Annotated in this window: 12 protein-coding genes; 5 read left to right on the top strand and 7 right to left on the bottom strand. The window is 53.9% G+C overall.

Annotation, left to right across the window (positions count from 1 at the left end; genetic code table 11):
• Positions 1–3: 3 nt before the first annotated feature.
• From WMO46_RS07175 to WMO46_RS07205, 7 genes are all read right to left on the bottom strand, one after another.
• Positions 4–3,210 (bottom strand): SusC/RagA family TonB-linked outer membrane protein, encoded by a 3,207-nt coding sequence (locus WMO46_RS07175; RefSeq protein ID WP_349094078.1) that lies wholly within the window; start codon positions 3,208–3,210, stop codon positions 4–6.
• 20 nt (positions 3,211–3,230) lie between these two features.
• Positions 3,231–3,809 carry a YhcH/YjgK/YiaL family protein gene (locus WMO46_RS07180; RefSeq protein WP_281511776.1) on the bottom strand — a complete coding sequence of 193 codons (579 nt, stop codon included), beginning with the start codon at positions 3,807–3,809 and terminating at the stop codon, positions 3,231–3,233.
• A 26-nt stretch (positions 3,810–3,835) separates the two neighbouring features.
• Positions 3,836–4,564 carry an HpcH/HpaI aldolase family protein gene (locus WMO46_RS07185; RefSeq protein WP_349094079.1) on the bottom strand — a complete coding sequence of 243 codons (729 nt, stop codon included), beginning with the start codon at positions 4,562–4,564 and terminating at the stop codon, positions 3,836–3,838.
• A complete protein-coding gene (locus tag WMO46_RS07190) occupies positions 4,561–5,640 on the bottom strand; it encodes a phosphotransferase family protein (protein WP_281511774.1) in 1,080 nt (359 codons plus the stop codon). Before WMO46_RS07190 ends, WMO46_RS07185 begins: the two co-directional genes overlap by 4 nt.
• Positions 5,630–6,607: a bile acid:sodium symporter family protein gene (locus WMO46_RS07195; protein ID WP_349094080.1), complete on the bottom strand. Its 978-nt coding sequence runs from the start codon at positions 6,605–6,607 to the stop codon at positions 5,630–5,632. Before WMO46_RS07195 ends, WMO46_RS07190 begins: the two co-directional genes overlap by 11 nt.
• A gap of 21 nt (positions 6,608–6,628) precedes the next feature.
• Entirely contained in the window at positions 6,629–7,777 is a 1,149-nt protein-coding gene (locus tag WMO46_RS07200) for a sialidase family protein (protein ID WP_281511772.1), read from the bottom strand.
• A gap of 229 nt (positions 7,778–8,006) precedes the next feature.
• Positions 8,007–9,056 (bottom strand): LacI family DNA-binding transcriptional regulator, encoded by a 1,050-nt coding sequence (locus WMO46_RS07205; protein WP_281511771.1) that lies wholly within the window; start codon positions 9,054–9,056, stop codon positions 8,007–8,009.
• 753 nt (positions 9,057–9,809) lie between these two features.
• On the opposite strand from WMO46_RS07205, the gene WMO46_RS07210 reads away from it, so the two are divergent.
• The 5 genes from WMO46_RS07210 to acpP are packed head-to-tail and all read left to right on the top strand — an operon-like array spanning position 9,810 to position 17,093.
• Positions 9,810–12,896 carry a SusC/RagA family TonB-linked outer membrane protein gene (locus tag WMO46_RS07210; protein ID WP_349094081.1) on the top strand — a complete coding sequence of 1,029 codons (3,087 nt, stop codon included), beginning with the start codon at positions 9,810–9,812 and terminating at the stop codon, positions 12,894–12,896.
• An 11-nt stretch (positions 12,897–12,907) separates the two neighbouring features.
• Positions 12,908–14,401 (top strand): RagB/SusD family nutrient uptake outer membrane protein, encoded by a 1,494-nt coding sequence (locus tag WMO46_RS07215; RefSeq protein ID WP_349094082.1) that lies wholly within the window; start codon positions 12,908–12,910, stop codon positions 14,399–14,401.
• A gap of 23 nt (positions 14,402–14,424) precedes the next feature.
• Positions 14,425–14,898: a hypothetical protein gene (locus WMO46_RS07220; protein WP_349094083.1), complete on the top strand. Its 474-nt coding sequence runs from the start codon at positions 14,425–14,427 to the stop codon at positions 14,896–14,898.
• A gap of 24 nt (positions 14,899–14,922) precedes the next feature.
• On the top strand, positions 14,923–16,413 hold the full coding sequence (locus tag WMO46_RS07225) for an NHL repeat-containing protein (protein ID WP_349094084.1): 1,491 nt from the start codon (positions 14,923–14,925) through the stop codon (positions 16,411–16,413).
• A gap of 29 nt (positions 16,414–16,442) precedes the next feature.
• Complete coding sequence (gene acpP / locus WMO46_RS07230; protein ID WP_349094085.1) at positions 16,443–17,093, top strand: acyl carrier protein; 651 nt, start codon at positions 16,443–16,445, stop codon at positions 17,091–17,093.
• Positions 17,094–17,214: the final 121 nt, after the last annotated feature.

Here is a 17,214-nt window from a genome sequence, read left to right on the forward strand (position 1 = left end):
ATTTTAGAATTGAAGTTTTACGTTGAACCCGTAAGAACGGGTCATGGGGAACTGTCCGGATTCGAAGCCCGTGGTGATGGTCGATCCGTTCAGTGCCGCAATCTCGGGGTCGTATTGCGGCCAGCGCGTCCACATGGCCAGATTGCGACCGAAGACCGCGACACTGACGCCGCGCAGGAAGCGCGTTTTCTCCATCCATTTTTTCGGCAGCGAGTATTCCAGACGTACCTCACGCAGTTTGATGAACGAAGTGGAGAAGATGTTGGACTCGACGTTATCGCGGTTGTAGACCCGGTCATAGTAGGTTCCGATCTCCTCGGTGACCTCCATGTTGGGCGAATAGGTTCCCGTGGCGGAGTCATAAACATAACCTTTGCCGACCAGACCGTCGTAACGTCCTTCGAGCGAGTTGTTCAGTTTGCCCAGATAGGAGAACATCGAGTTGGAGAGCGACCAGGCATGTCCTCCGAACTGACCGTCGACCGCAACGCTCAGTTTCAGGCCCCGGTAGGAGAACTTCATGGTGATACCGCCCTTCCAGTCGGGCTGCGTGTCGCCCAGATACCGCAGTTCGGTTTTGTTCTGCACAGGGTAACCGTTCTCATAGAGTATTTCGCCCGAGATGTCCTTCACCGAACCGTCGGGCATGACGCAAGTCGCACCTTCAGGAATGCGTTCGAATCCCGTGCCGTAAAGGGCCCCCAGCGTCCCGCCCGGCCGGGCGATGACCTGCGCCGTAGCGATCTTGCTGATGACCCACTGGTCGACCCCTTCGGTCAGTTCGAGCACCTCGTTGCAGTTGCGGGAGTAAACTACGTCGATGTCCCAGCGGAATTTCTTCGTGCGAACCGGTGAGCCGCTGAGAGAGACCTCGATACCCTTGTTCACGAGTTTGCCGGCATTGATGAGCGTATTCCGCGAACCCGTGACGGGATCGACCGGAGCATTGAGAATCTGGTTGCGGCTCGTAGAGTAATAATAGGTGAAATCCACGCCGAGACGCCCTTTGAAGAAACGAGCCTCCAAACCGGTCTCCCAGCTCTCTACCATCTCGGGTTTGAGATCGGCATTGACAATGCCCGTAGGATAGATCAGGCCGCCGCCGAACTCGCTGTTCGTATAGTAGTTGTTGATCTTGTAGGGATCGGTGTCGTTGCCGACGTTGGCCCATGAAAGGCGCACTTTCAGCAGATCGACGGCAAGCGCCCTCTCGCTGAATCCGAAGATCGATGAAAGCAGTACGCTGGCGCTGACCGAGGGATAGAAATAGGAGTTGTTGCCCTTGGCAAGCGTCGATGACCAGTCGTTGCGCCCCGTGACGTCGAGATAAACGTAGTCCTTGTAGCTGAACTGCGCCATGGCGTAGAGGCTGCGGATCGATTTGTCGCGGATCGTATTGGTGTAGAGCGGGCGGTCCACCGAGTTGGCGAATTTGTAGACCCCGGGGGTCTTCAGCGCCGTGGACCACATCGTGCTGTTATTCTGGTTGTAGCGCATGACGTTGCCGCCGACCGAGGCATTGAACCCGAAATCGCCCCAGCGGTTGTCGTATCTGACGAGAAAATCGTGGTTGAACTCGGCGCGGTAAAGCCGCTGCTCTTTATATTTTCCGTTGGCTGCCTTGCGCGAACCGAAGGGCTGCTGCTGTGTGCGGAACTCGTTGTTCATGTCCAATCCCGAGCGCAGCATCAGGCTCAGGTGTTCGGTCAACCGGATGTTAAGGCTCACGTTGCCGTAGACCCGGTTGCGGAGCATCGTGTTAAGCTGTTCGTAGGCCTGCATGTAGGGGTTGTCGGCACTCGTGGTGAAGGGATTGTTCTGGGTATACTCGTCGATGCGGTAGTCCCTGTACCAGTCGATGGGCACACTCTGCTGCGACCACATCAACGTATAGGGAATGGTCGATACGCCGTATCCCGACTGCGGCAGGTTGTCGCTCTGCTTGCGGTTGTAGTTGACCTTCATGTCGAGCGTCAGCCAGTCGGTCACCTCCGAACGGAACGATGCGGAGAGGGTCTGACGGTTGTAGCCCGTGTTGGGCGTGATCCAGTCGTTCCGGTTGTCGGTGAACGAAAGTCGGGCCGAGGTCCCCTTGCCGTTGCTGCCGTCGATCGCCACGAAATTATTGTAGGTTACGCCCGTTTCGAAGAAACCTTTGTACCAGTCGCGGGCGACCCAGGGCGTGGCGGTGTAAGTCCCGTCCTCGTTCTTGGCCCCGTATTGGTAATAGAGCTGCCCTTCGAATTTCGGTCCCCATGAACGATGGTTCTGAGTCTTCGTAAGTCCCTCGGCCGCGAGGTTATAGAACGAGTAATAACGGTCGTTCCCGATACCGCCCGAACCGTACTGATCCTGGAAATCGGGCCAGTAACCGGCATTTTCGAACGTTACGGTCGTCGAATAGATGACGCGCACGCCGCGTTCCTTGCTGCCCGATTTGGTCGTGACGACAATGGCACCATTGGCGGCGCGTGAACCGTAGAGCGCCGTTGCGGCGGCGCCTTTCAGTACGGTGATCGACTCGATGTCATCGGGGTTGAGGTCGCTGGCGCCGTTGCCGTAGTCGATGGGCATGTCGGCCGATCCGGCGTCGTAGGCCGATGACGATCCGCCCGAGCTGTCCATGTCGCTGAGCATGGGTACGCCGTCGATAACGAAGAGCGCTTCGCTGGCGGCAGGATTGATCGACGATTCGCCGCGCAGCGTCACGCGCATCGAACCGCCGGGACCGGCCCCGGCCTGGTTCATGTTGAGTCCGGCGACTTTACCGGCAATACCGTTGAGCCAGTTACTCGAAGCGGCATTGTTCAGCTCGTCGGCGCTCATTTTCGAGACGGCATATCCGAGCGACTTTTCCTCGCGTTTGATACCGAGCGCCGTCACGACGACCTCGTTGATCGTCTTGCTGTCCTCCTGGAGTACGATGTCAATGGACGTGCGGTTGCCGACGATGGCCGACTTTTCGGTGTAGCCCAAGAATGAAAAAACGAGGATGTCGGCTTCGGATGCCTGCACGGAGTATTTACCGGTCTTATCGGTCGTTGTTCCGCGGTTGGTTCCGCGAACGAGCACGCTGACGCCCGCCATGGGTGTCGTTCCGTCGCTGTCGAACACCGTGCCTTTGACGGCGCGAAGTGTTTGCGCCGGAAGCATTGCCGGAAGCACCGACAGCACGAAGAGCGCAAAACAGAATTTGAACAGGTTTTTCATAAGGTTGGTGTTTGAGGTGGTTAGTTGCATTTGATCTTGAAGACCGCCTTGCGCTGCGTCCCCGACCCGATCATGGGTGCATGGGCGGTCTCGGGCGTGAAGACGATCAGTTCGCCCGGCCCGGCATCGACGAAACGGCGGGGCGAGTCATCGAAGAAGAGAATGTCGGCGGCCGTATCCATCGTCCCGCGCGGGGCGCGGCATTGTGCGCGGGATGCCAAACCGAAACGTTCCGGCTGCAGGAGCGGAATCTGTACGTCGAAATAACGGTCGTGGACTTCGAGGACTCCGTTGCTTGCAGGGTGCATCTCTCCCGTGACGATTAGCAGGAAAATCTCCTCACCGTCGATTTCGTGACGCCCTTCGGCGAGCGTATCCAGACTGTGGGTTTTCAAATAGTCGAACATCTTGCCGAAACGGGCGTCGGCAGCAGCCCATCGGCGGGTTTCATCGGATTCCGGTTTTATGGCAATCGATTGCGTGATCGACTGCGGATAAGGGCCGCCGGTCGGTGTACGGCGTTCGGGGGCTCCGCTGCAGGAGACGGACAGGGCGGCGGCTGACAGAAATGCACCTCGGAATATGAATGACAATGACATAGGTTGAGTTTTAAGGTCGGTGTGTGTTATTCGAAAGTCTGCATCAGTTGTTTATAGCCGGAACGCAGGATGCCCAGATCGGAACCGGCGGCCAGGGCGGTGAATCCATATCCGCGGAGTTTGGGGATATCGGCCGTGTCGCGGACAAGGATGCCGGCCTGTTTGCCGCAGGCGTGTGCAGCTTTTGCGACACGCTGCAACGCCTCGTCGAAATCGAACGTCCGCTCTGCGGGACGCACGGAAAGATCGAGCCCCAGGTCGCGCGGTCCGACGAAGAGCATGTCTACCCCGTCGACTGCGGCGATCCGTTCGGCTTCGAGGACCCCTTCGTAATCTTCGATCTGCGCCAGCAACAGAGGTGCTTCCCAGCCACTCATTTCCTTCGGGGCCCGGGCTCCGTAGCCGAATGAGCGGGTCGAGGTCGAGAAACCGCGTTCCCCGTGAGGCGGATAGCGCATGGCGCTTACGATCTGTGCGGCTGTCGCGGCGTCCGACACATGGGGAACCATGATGCCTGCGGCTCCGAAATCGAGGACCCGGCCGATGAGCGACGGGCGAAATTCGCCGATACGGACGATGACTTTCACACCCGATGCGGCGGCAGCGTGGAGGTTCGGCAGCAGGTCGGCCTCGGTCATGCTGCCGTGTTCGAGATCGAGCAGCAGCCAATCGAATCCCATGCCGGCAACTGCTTCGGTGATGACGGGGGCACCGACCGAAATCCAGGTTCCCGTGCCCAAAGTTCTCGTATTCATAATTGATCCATTTTAAAGTTGCCTTTCAGCCCTTCGCATGCGGCGTCGATACGCATGCGGGTCTGTATTTCGAGTTTGTCCCCGTCGTCCGACAGGAAGAAATCGCTGTTCTTCTGAAAATAACCCGCTCCGACACGGATGACGGCTTTGAAGAGCATGTTACGCAGCAAGTGAAGCCAGAAGCGGGGCTCGAAATTCTCCGGCAAGGGCCGCACGCTGCGATAACCTTCGATAAGCGCTTGTATTTCGCTTCCGGAGTGAAAACAGGCCATCAGCGAAAGGTCGTCGGTGGGATCGCCTGCAACGGCGTCGTCCCAGTCGATGACCGACTGGATTTTGTCGCATGTGCCCATGACATTCCAGAGTGCCAGGTCTTTGTGAACCAAGCATCCCTGCCCGATGTCGAGCAGTCCCAGGCGGCTACCGATGAGTTCCACGATTTCCTGCGACTGACCGCGTGTCAGAAAGTCGTGTGTAACCAGAAAATCGAGGTGCTTTTTAAGGTTGAGCGTGTAATAATCCCGATAGGTGGTGTGCAGCCCGCGGAGAGTGCCGCTGCGGCGGAGTTCTTCGGCGTCGAACGGCCCGAAACCTGCTGGAGCGATCGTCTGCCAGTGCGCCACATAGCCCCCGAGGGTGCGCATGATTTCCGGAGTTGCGAGTCTCCCCTGCCGGTAGATGCGGTTCAGGTCGCTGCTTTCGAGTTTCTCCATGATCTGATAGGCGAACGGAACCTTACGGCGCGAGGAGTCGACCGCATAGATATGCGGCGTGGGAACGCCCGCTGCGCGGACCCGCTCGATCACCGACGCTTCGACCTCCATGTAATCGTCGCCGTCGGGACCGTTCTCGACCCGGATGAAATAGGTCTTACCGGCATGATCGGCCAGGAAAGTCAGGTGGTTGCCCTGCCCTCCGGCCGGCCGCAGCGCCGGCAGCTCCCCAAAATAACCGGTCAGCATCTCGCCGACCCGCTTTTCGATGTCGGCGCTATTGCCCCGGCCATTCCTGTCGATAGCGTAGAAAGCCTGCGGACGGTCGCATTTCCAATAGTAGATATTTGTCCTATTTGCCATGTTCCGGAGTGTTTTGCGGGTTCTCGCGCGTCGTAAAACGCCAGATGGTCGCCAACAAGCCGCCGATGACGGTCTGCATGATCGAGCAGAACACCGAAGGTACGGCTACCAGCGGCATGAGCTGCGGGAAACTGCTCTTGGCCAGAACGGCTGCCAGACCGCCGTTCTGCATGCCCGTTTCGCAGGCGATGGCCTTGGCTATCCCCTGGTCGTAGCGGAAGATGCACCCCAGCGCATATCCCAGCGTGAATCCGAGTGTGTGCAGCAAACTCGAAGCGAGAATCAGTAGTCCGGCATATTCGAGCATCGTCTCCCGGCCGCCGATGACTGCCGGGGCGATAATGCCTCCTGAAATGAACACGATGGCGATCGTCGAAACGACCGGCCCGGTCTGGCCGAGTCCCGCAACGAAACGCGGAAACCGGTAGTTGATAAAGACCCCGAGTGCAACGGGAATCAGTACAACCTGCACGACGTTCATGAACATACCCCAGGCGTCGACGGGAACGAACTGTCCGGCGAGCAGTTTACACAGCACGGGGGTCATGACGATTCCCAGCAGTGTGGAGACGGCCGTACTGATGACCGACAGCGCGACGTTGGCTCGGCCGATGTAGGCAATCATGTTCGAGGCCGTTCCGCCCGGGCAGCAGGCTACAAGGATAAGGCCTACGGCAAACTCCGTGGGGAGTCCCAGCAGATGCGCAATCAGCCATCCTGAAAGGGGCATGACCGTATACTGTGAAATGGCAGCCAGCACTACGGTACGCGGCATGCGGAACAGGGCGCGGAAGTCTTCGACTTTGAGCGTAAGCCCCATCCCGAGCATAACCAAAGCCAGAGCCCAGGTCATCAGATTCCCGTGCGTGAACCAAAGGAATACTTCGGGGAAGAAATAACCGATGACGAAACTCAGGACAATCCAGACGGCATAGAGGTTGATGAACCATTCAGCGATTTTTTTCATTTGGGTATGGTTTTAGGTTGTTTAGCGGTTTTTACTGCGGTGGGTTTTGATTCGTCCGGGCGTACTGATGATTTTGCGGAGGACACCGCGCGGGGAGATGATCTCTCCATGCAGCACGTCGTCGGGTGTAAAGCGTGCCAGCAGGATTTCACCGTCTTTGGAGCGGTTGCGGTCATAGGAGATGTAGACATAGCCGTCGGAAGACTCAAACCCGTCGGGATAAGAGATGCCCTGACGTTCGTCGAGCAACAATCCGCCCTGCCAGGTGAGACCGTCATCTTCGGAGATAAAAGCCCGGAGATGCGAACGTTTGGGAGTCTGCTCGTCGGTCATGCCATGGCGTACGAGCAGCAGGCGCCCGTCGGCGAGGCGGCGGATGAAATGACGCGAGTTGACATGGGGCTGCCACTCCTCGGGCGCACTCCAAGTACGCCCGTTGTCGTAGGAGAGCGAACGGTAAATCCATCCGGCCTTTGAGCGGACGGTCATGGCCAGGGAACCGTCTCGGCGTTCGATAACCATATTCTCGTCGTGCCGCTGTCCGGGAACGGCGACGCCTGCATGCAACTGCCAGGAACGCCCCTTGTCCGAAGAGATGAAGACATTGGCCCGGCGCAGCGAATCGTATTCATGCCAGGCATCGTGATAAACGTTCTGTTTACGACCGTTATCCAGCAGAATATCTATCACGCCGCGTTCCCAAAGCGATTGTGGCAATATCCATTCGCCGTTCGAAAGCACAGTCGGTTTGTTCAGCGTGAAACCGATGCCGACGTATTGCGGTTCGCTCCACCGGGGTTTCCGTCCGTCGGGATTTCGGCAGACCGTGGCCCATGTGCCGCCCCTACCGTCGTAATAGGTCATAGCCACGTCGTAGAAGAGCCACAGCTGTCCGTCGGGATCACACCACAGATTGCCCACGATTGTCCGTCGCTTTTCGGGAAGCGTTGCGTCGTGCGGATCGACAACGGCCTTCGTATCGCTCCACGTCTCGCCCCCATCGTCGCTCCAGGCCAGCAGAAAATAAGCGTCAGCATCATCTCCGCCGGCAACCCAGCAGCACCAGATGCGACCGCCGGGAGTTTGCTCGATACCGATCGTCATGCCATAGTCGAGATTGGCGAGTCTGTACTTTTCGGCGGGACGTGTATCGACCCGGACCGGTTCCATTGCGGGATCGGGTCGTTCGGATGTGCCGATGACAGGGTCCCGCGACGGCGGGAGAAAACGGGACGGATGCTTTTCCACCGCAGATACGCAGGTTGGACCGGTCAATGCGAAGACGGTGGACAAAAGCCATAAACAAGGATGAAGTTTCATAGATTCGGTTTCTGTTTTTTATTTACGCAATCGGTTGCGTAAATTGTGAAATAAAAAAGGGTCAGTTATCGGTGGTTCGCTAAACCGGAGTTGTTACCGGCGCATACTTTCTTTTCATGGATGATTCCCGCACGATCAGTTGCGGTTTGTAGACGATATTCCGGTGCGGCATACCGTCGATCGCTTCCAGCATCATCTGGGCAGCTGTTTCGCCGATCTTGCCACTGAACTGCTCGATGGAACTGAGCGGTGGGTTGAGCAGTGTGTCCCAGGGTTCGTTGACGAATCCTACAACTGCGATATCCTGCGGGATACGCACTCCAGCCGCAATGAACTCTTCCATGGCGGCCTTTGCCGCAAAGTCTCCCGAAAAAAGGATGCCATCGGGCAACTCTTTGTGCATCATCAGTTTTCTTGCGTATTTACGACCTTCGTCTTCGGTCGTTATTGCCGTATGAATCGCCTGCGAGCCTATTTCCAGACCGTGTTTCTCCATCGCTCTGCGGAATCCGGCGTCACGGTCGCTCCATACCGATACATTCTGCGGCCCACGGAAATGGTAGATGCGGCGACACCCCTGCTCAATAAGGTGTTCCGTCGCACGATAAGCACCGTCGAAGTCGTCCTGCACCACACAACTCGTATTGTCGATGGGCATTTTACGGTCGAACATCACCAAAGGAATGTTGTTGTCGACCAGCATTTGGTAATGAGAGTAATCGGTCGTTTCGGCCGCTACAGCAGCAATGACCCCAATCACCTTTCCCTGACTGAGTGACGTAATGATTTTCCGCTCCCGTTCGTACAAGTTGCCCGTACTGGCGATAATCAAGTCGTAACCGGCCTTATAAAGTTCGCGCTCCACACCCGCAATGGCTTCGACGAAATAGGTCCGGTTAATTTGGGGAACGACAATACCGATGGTTCTCATTTTACCGGTTTTGAGCGCAACTGCAATATGGTTCGGCTTGAAATTCAACTCTTTCGCCAATGCCCGCACAGCTTCTTTCATCTCTTTTCCGATCGACGGATGATCATGCAGCGCCCGCGATACGGTCGAAGCGGAGACATTGAGCCGCCTGGCCAAATCGTAGATCGAGATTTTCTTCGTATTTCCGCGGGGGTTCATGATTCGCAGTTACGCAATCGGTTTCGTAAAGCAAAGTTATAAAAGTTTTTTCAATTCCAAAATTTTCTACAAAAAAAATTAAATGAATAATTAATATTTTAACCCGTTGGCGGAATTAAATAGATAAATCTTATTATGCTAAATTTTCTTACAACGAATAAAATCCTCAAAGTTCAAGTTACTATGCAACGCAGTACGTTCATAGTCCTTATCTACCTAAAAAGAATACTGAGATGGATTCGAAAAACATCATTATCTTGCGCTCCGTATAAATTCTTTAACCATTATTATCTCTATTCTTGATTTCGAAGCCTTTCTTTGCCAATAGTTCTGTCCCAATTGCAGTGATTCTCACTCCCAACGCAGAACTTTTTATTGCATTCAGAAACATCAGAATCAGAAGAAGAGTGCACCCCCGAATCATAAATGGCTTTCTATGGCTCATCCCTATATATACTTCATTCTGCATTTCAACACAACACTTACGATCCGTAAGACAGAAAGTACCCTTTTCACATAAACGGAAATCATAAACGCAAAATGTTTGCATTTATTGTTACAACACGTGTTTTTTTGTCTCTCTCAGGGTATTAGTTCTCACTTTTTTACCTACTTTTGTTAGGCAAACAGATTGGAATTACAGTCACATAAGCCCGATTCCAATAGGCAAACCGAATTTTTTATAGTATGAAAGGCACTTTTACTGCTTCCCATGCAAGGTTCCGCCGTAACTCGTGGCGCACCTTGTTATTAATGTGTGCCCTGACAATCGCCGACGCTTCCCTGGCAAGGGGGGGGGGAAATTCGACCCCTTATTCAGGTAACTCCGCGTTAGCGTCGTCAGAGGCACAATCCGCACTCCAAAGTGCGACCCGCGAAATCAGCGGACAGATTTTCGACGCACAAGGCACCCCTTTGATCGGAGCAACGGTTATGATCAAAGGCACTTCGAAAGGAATTCACACCGACACGGACGGAAAATTCACGCTGACGATCCCCAATACGGGCAAGGTCGTCGTCCTCTCGATCTCCTACGTCGGTATGAAGACCCGCGAAATCGGAATCACCACTCAGAAAACAATCAAAATCAAGCTCGAATCCGACACGGAGATCGGCGAGGTCGTCGTAACGGGTTACGGCGTCGTGCAGCGCCGCGAGGACCTGGTCGGCAGCGCCTATCAGGTAAGTTCCAAAAAGCTGGAACTGATGCCCGTAAGCCGTGTGGATAACCTGCTCGACGGCATGGTGCCGGGTATGCAGGTATCGAAAGGATTCAACAACAGCGACGAAAGCATGCGTGCACGCCTGACCGTACGCATTCGCGGCGATGCGTCGCTCAGCGCTTCGAATGAGCCGCTGTGGGTCGTAGACGGAGCCCCCATATACACGGGAGGAATCACCGGACTGAGCATCGGAACCGAGTACACCATCAGTCCCCTCTCGTTCATGAACCCCAACGACATCGAGTCAATCACGGTACTGAAAGATGCCTCGACCACAGCCCTCTACGGAGCCGACGGTGCCAACGGCGTGATTCTCATCACCACCAAGAAAGGCCGTATGGAGAAGACCAACATCAACGTCAGCTTCAAATACGGCATCGCTTTCGCCAACGAGAGCACCCGTTACAAGATGCTCAACGCTTCGCAATACATGGAATATGCCCAGGAAGCGTGGGTCAACGCCGGTTATCCTATCTCAGCCTTTCCCTATCAGGACAGCGAATATAACAGCTACTCCACAACCGATACCCGATGGCATGAACTCTATCTCGATACGGGGCAGACCTTTCAGGTGGACCTGAGCGCCAGCGGCGGCACCAAGCGAATGAAAAACTATATCTCGGCAGGTTACTACACCGAAGATATGATTCTGAAGGGCAACAAGCAACAGCGCATTTCCCTGCGCTCCAATTCGACCTACACATTCTTCAAAGGACTCGAAGCGACGCTGATCCTGAACGGAACCTACAATATCAACGACACGTTTCCATCGACGCGCAACTACTACGAAACTCTGCCTATCTTCTCGCCGTACGAGAACGACGGGCATACTTATCGGTTGTACAACTATTACAGCCGGGATTCGTTCTACGAATACAAACCGACGCAGGTGAAATTCCATGCCAACGACCTGCCCGAACGGGATCAGAACGACAACCGGCAACGGGCGCTGAACGCCAGCGTGAACGCTTCGCTCAAATGGGAACCCATCAAGGGCCTTTCGGCTACCACACAGTTCGTAAGCAATTATATCGGGACCTACGAAGCGTTGTACTATGCCCGCACCAACCTGTCGGGATACTACGCCAACGAACCGTCCGGTATTTCACGGCGGAGCGGCGTCTTCAACCTGAACTGGGCAAGCATCAACCGCATCAATTTCGACCGCGAATTCGGAAAACATCGCATCGGAGTCGTGGCCGGTATCGAGTTCAAGCATGAGGAAGGCCGCAACCTCTACGTCTCCGGGTACGATTTCATCAACGACCAGATCAAGGAGATCGCCTATGTTCCCAAGGCCAACATCAGCGGATCGAGCAACACGACCTATTCACGGTCGCTCTCCTATCTGGGACAGGCATCCTATGCCTACGACAACCGTTATTATATGACGGTGAACGCACGGCGTCAGGGCTTCTCCGCCTTCGGCGAGTACTCCCGCTGGGCGACATATGCTTCAATAGGCGTCGGCTGGAGCATCCACAACGAAAAGTTCTTCCGCAGCGACATCTTCGACACCCTGAAAATCAAGGCTTCGTACGGAACCAGCGGAAACTCGCGCGTTGACACATCATCGGCGCACGGCACCTATAGCCTTTCGTCAAGCTACTCCTATCAAGGGAACATCGGTGCCCTACAGAGCGCAGTGGCCAACCCGGGACTTACCTGGGAGACGACCTACATGACCAATGTGGGATTCAGCGTCGGACTTTACAAACGTGTGATGGTCGATTTCGAGTTTTATAACAACGTCACGACCGACATGCTGACCGAAAGCCGCGTGTCGTCGATCATCTCCGAGGACGCCGTCATGCGCAACGTCGGCAAGATGCGCAATCGGGGTTACGAGATCACTATCACGTCCGCGAACATCGTCCACAAGGATTTCTCCTGGCAAACCGAGCTGAACATCGCCCACAACCAGAACAAGATCCTGACCCTCTTCGAAGGCATCACCAAGAGCTTCGGAGAGCGCGTTTGGGCAGAGGGACGCTCCAAAAACGAATGGTGCCTCATCCGCTGGGCCGGTATCGACCCTGCCGACGGCAAGCCCATGTGGTACGACAAACGCGGCAATGTCACCAAAGTCTACGACTACGACAATCGCGTTTCGGACGGGCGAACGCCCAATCCGGCTGTTTTCGGCAGTATGACCAATATCCTGCGGTGGAAAGAGTTCTCGCTACGGTTTATGCTGAACTATACAATCGGCGGCTGGCAATACACCTCCCTGGATCGTTTCACCCTGAATTCGGGATACGACATCATCGAATCCAACGCACCGCTCGAAGCATTGGACCATTGGAAAAAACCGGGAGAACTGGCTGTCGGCCCCCGCGTCGTCTATAAGAACGACATGAAAACGACATCTTACACCGACCGCTTCTTGCACCGCATGACCAACATCCGTCTGCAAAACGTCGCACTGACTTACCACTTTCCGAAACAACTGTGCAAGAAACTGCGGATGGAGGCAATGAGCGTCTCGCTGGTCGGCGACAACGTCTATCTCTGGACCCCCGATCAGAAACGCGGAGAAAACAGTTACAAAACAATCATGAATTCCGGATACCCGATGACCACGACCTATTCGGCGAATCTTTCCGTAACTTTCTGACATTCGAATATATGAAACGAATAACGACATACATTTCAACCACGGTCCTGCTGGTTTGTGCGACCGGATGCAGCAGTTTCCTCGAGGTCGAGAACATCGGCAAAAGCACGACTCCGTCTTTTTTCGCAGAATTGGCGGGACTGAAAAGCGCATATAACGGCATATACAGCGCCACCTACTCGTTTTACGACGACTATGCGGTCAACTATCCCGATCTGGCGAGCGACCTGGCGGACGTGACTCCCAACGCCGGGGAGATGCAGACGGACATCTACAATTTCCTGGCGCTGCCCGAGGACAATGCGGGTTATCCGCGCCTGGTCTGGAGAGGGGCTTACAGCGTGGTGATCAATGCCAACAACATCATTCATTACGGCCCTGGCTTGAAAGAGAGTTATCCGGGCGATATCACCGAGATCGACCGAATCGTTGCACACGCCCATTTCATCCGTGCGCTGATGTTCCTGAACCTCTGCAATGCCTACTGTCAGACCTATACTTACACGGCAGACGCCTCGCATTTGGGTATTCCCCTGCCCATACGCCCGATAAGCTTTAACGACATAATAGCCCGGAGCAGTCTGAAAGAGGCATACGCGCGGATCATCGAGGATTTCAATACGGCGCTGACGACACTCGAAAAGACGGGAGAATCCGACGTATATTATGCTTCGGCAACAGCGTGTCGGGCATTGCTGGCCCGCGTATATCTATACATGGGCAACTACGAACTTGCCGAAGAATATGCGTCGCAGGTGATTTCAGCGGTTCCGCTGACACCTCACGACGAATATGAAATGATGTTCCGCTATCCGCACGAAAACAAGGGCAAGGAGACGATCCTGCGGATGAGCGGTTATGAAAAATCATCGTCGATAAGCAAACTCTACGATCCCTCGAATTCGCCAAAAGCCCTGCCGTCGGCCAAGCTGCTGGCGCAGTTCGACGACCCCGACGATATCCGCCGCCAGCGGCTGCTGCATTACAACCCGGTTTATGAAGGTTATGACGACGATACGCACGGATACGAAATGGACGCCTGCGTGAAATATTATGTCAATGACAAATACAAAAAGGACAACAACGGACTCTACGGACACAGCGATCCGTTCGTCGTACGCTGCTCGGAAATGTACCTGATCCGCGCCGAAGCGCTCTGCAACCGAACGAATCCCGATCTCGACGGCGCCGCCGCCGACTTGAAAGCCCTGATCGCTCGCGCAACGGGCAAGAAGGCCGAAGAAATCACGCTGGAATATTCCGGACAGGACGGGATGAACGCCCTGATCGAACGGGAACGCATGCGCGAACTCTGTTTCGAGGGGCACCGTCTGCTGGACATTGCACGGCGTCATCAGAATCTGGTACGCGACGAGTCGTCATCGGCAATAACCAAAACACTCGAATATCCCGACTATCGTTTCGTACTGCCGATCTGCCAACTTGAAATGGACTCCAATCCCGCGATGCAGCAGAATCCCGGATACGGAGGCGTAGAAGAATAAACACACTCAATCGACATCATACCATGACTAACAAAATAACTATTATACTGGCCGCCGCAACGGCATTGCTGTTCTCCTCTTGCGAGAAGGACAAACCCTACGACCACCCGTTCGTCTACATCATACAGGCCGATGACGCCGCTTATGCCGCAACATCGACCGTATCGTCCCAGGCGACCGTCGTCCGCACGTACAATATCTGCCTCAGCTCAAAAGAACTGAGCGAAAATCTGATCGTGGACTACTCGTTCAACGTCGGCGACGGGCTGAAAGCCGGTATCGATTTCGAGCGCGTGACCACCGGCAACCAGATCGTCTTCGTGCCGGGTGTTTACTCCATGCCGATCCGTATCCGCTGGCTGCCCAACGAGATCGACCCGTTGAAGGACAACACGATCACGATCCGTATCGAAAACACCAGCCTCGGATTTACGGTCGGATTCCCGGGTCCCGACCAACTGTCGCGGCAGCATACGATACGAAAAATAAACATGTAATCATCACCTTTAATCTATACGAATATGAAAAAGTATTTATCCATGATTTGCTGCCTCGGGGCGTTGCTCACCGCAGGATGCAGCGACGACAAAACCGGAGAAGAGGAAGGCCCGACGGGCGAGGCCAAACTCACGGCATTCAGTTTCAAAGCCGAAAATAACCCCGACTATCTGGTGAAGGATTACACCGGCACGATCTCTGGAACGGCGATCAGCGTGAAGGTGCCGGCCGACACTGATCTCTCAGCGCTCGTCGCGACGTTCGAAACGGCCGACGGCGAATCGAAGGTGACGGTAAACGGCACGCCCCAGGTCAGCGGCACGACGGCCAACGACTTCTCCGACCCGGTAGACTATCTGGTAAGCCTCGGCAAGAAGAACGCCCTCTACACCGTCACGGTCAGCGAACTGCCGGAGGCCGTATGGACCAAGGTCACGGAGTGGGAACAAACAGTTAATGATTTTAGACTGGAAATTGACCCGACCGATGATCAACCAGCCCTCGTTGTCAATGCCGATGGTACAACAAGTGCGGAAGATGTAGCCATTTTCGCCAAAGTAAGCAACGGAAAATTCCAGCCGGATACTGTTGCGGCAAGACGTACCAGTATGCCTGCTTTTGGCTTCAGTGCCTCGGGGAAACCTTACATTTTCTACTATGATCCCGTTTCCAGCGTAGCGAAAGGATTTATCGCGACACGTACCGGAACTTCCTGGACGGAGGAATGCACGGATATCGACCGCCCGACCACGGTAGGACCTACGATCGGATCTGTGGGTGAGAGAATGTTTGCATTCACGATGAACCGAACCGCCGGAGTCTTGGGCGAACGTTTCGTCAACATAACCGAATACAACAATGGATGGAATAAAAATCAATCAATTGCCGGACGGACCAGCGGGCGGGCATACTCCGTCATTGCTCGAAATGTAGGAAATGCAATGTACGTATTGGTTCACAATCCTGCCGAAACTGCATCCAATACGCCACACTCGGTATCTATTTACAAGTTTGAAAACAATATGTGGTCAACCATCATAGAAGCCTATGTCAAACCCAATGAGGCAGGAGACAGCTATGTACCGATCGATCTGACAAACCATGACCTCGCAGTAGACAAAGACGGAAATATATATTTAGGGATTTCCTACAATTTGACTCCACAGGTTGTAAAATTCGATTCCTCGTCTAAAGATTTCAATCTCGTTGCCACGGTTTTCCCGAAATGGCACAGTCGTGCAAACTATTGCCGGGTTGCAGTCAGCCCGATCGGCATATTGTATGTTGCATATAAGGATGCCGACAACCATTTGTTTGCGACTTCGCTGGACAATAAGACCAAAGATTGGAAAACCGCTGTTCAACTCAGTACTGAGGCAGTTGACGGATTCGAATTCAAATTCGCCGAAAACGGAACCGCCTATCTCGCATATAATGTCGATGCTGAGAAAGTCGAGGGAGAAATTGTCTCACCAGCCAAGATACATCTCTATAAACTGGCAACTGCGGAATAATTTTTCGACTAATCTATCATAACTCAATCATGAAAAGGACAATTCGCACAGCAAGGGCCTACGCAATGGCCCTTGCTTTGGCGGCAACGATCTCAATAACGTCGTGCCAGACACAGGACAATTCGGATGAAATTGCTTTGAAAAACGGGCAGGAGCAGACCTCCACAACAGTCCAATCTGCAAGCATGACCCGGGTAACTGTATTTTTTCCTGAAGAAGAACTTGTCGATATTATAAATTATGTCCTTAATACCGACTATGATACAATCTCAGACGAGACAAAATTATCCTTGGATTTGCTGGCCGATGAGGTTGATATGGCACAGATTTTTTCGGAGGTTAACTTTCGACTCGCGGTAAACATACCATCGGTTGAACAAGAAAATATCGAAACATTCGGAGACTTAGTCAACTATGTGGAAGAACATTTCAACGGGTCTTACAACAATCCGGAAGTTATTTTTCTGAAAGTTCAGCGAATTATCAGCGACCAGTTAAATATTTCTATCAGTCAGATTTATCTTCATTCCAATCTCAAAAGGGATTTAGGCATGGACAGTCTGGATGTTTTTGAAACGGCCATGGCCATTGAAGAAGAATTTGCTATTGAAATACCCGATGAATATATCGAAAGAATAAAAATCGTCGAGGACTATATATTATATCTCCGGCATCGCTGATCCATCTTGTAATAAAACATCACTCGAATAATGCGGGCCGCAAGGCTCGCATTATTTTACCCGAATATCCGATCGACATTTTCACCCATGAAACCGATTCCTTTTTACCTGGTACTGGCAT

This window comes from Alistipes intestinihominis (assembly GCF_040095975.1).
In the GTDB taxonomy this organism is placed as follows: domain Bacteria; phylum Bacteroidota; class Bacteroidia; order Bacteroidales; family Rikenellaceae; genus Alistipes; species Alistipes senegalensis.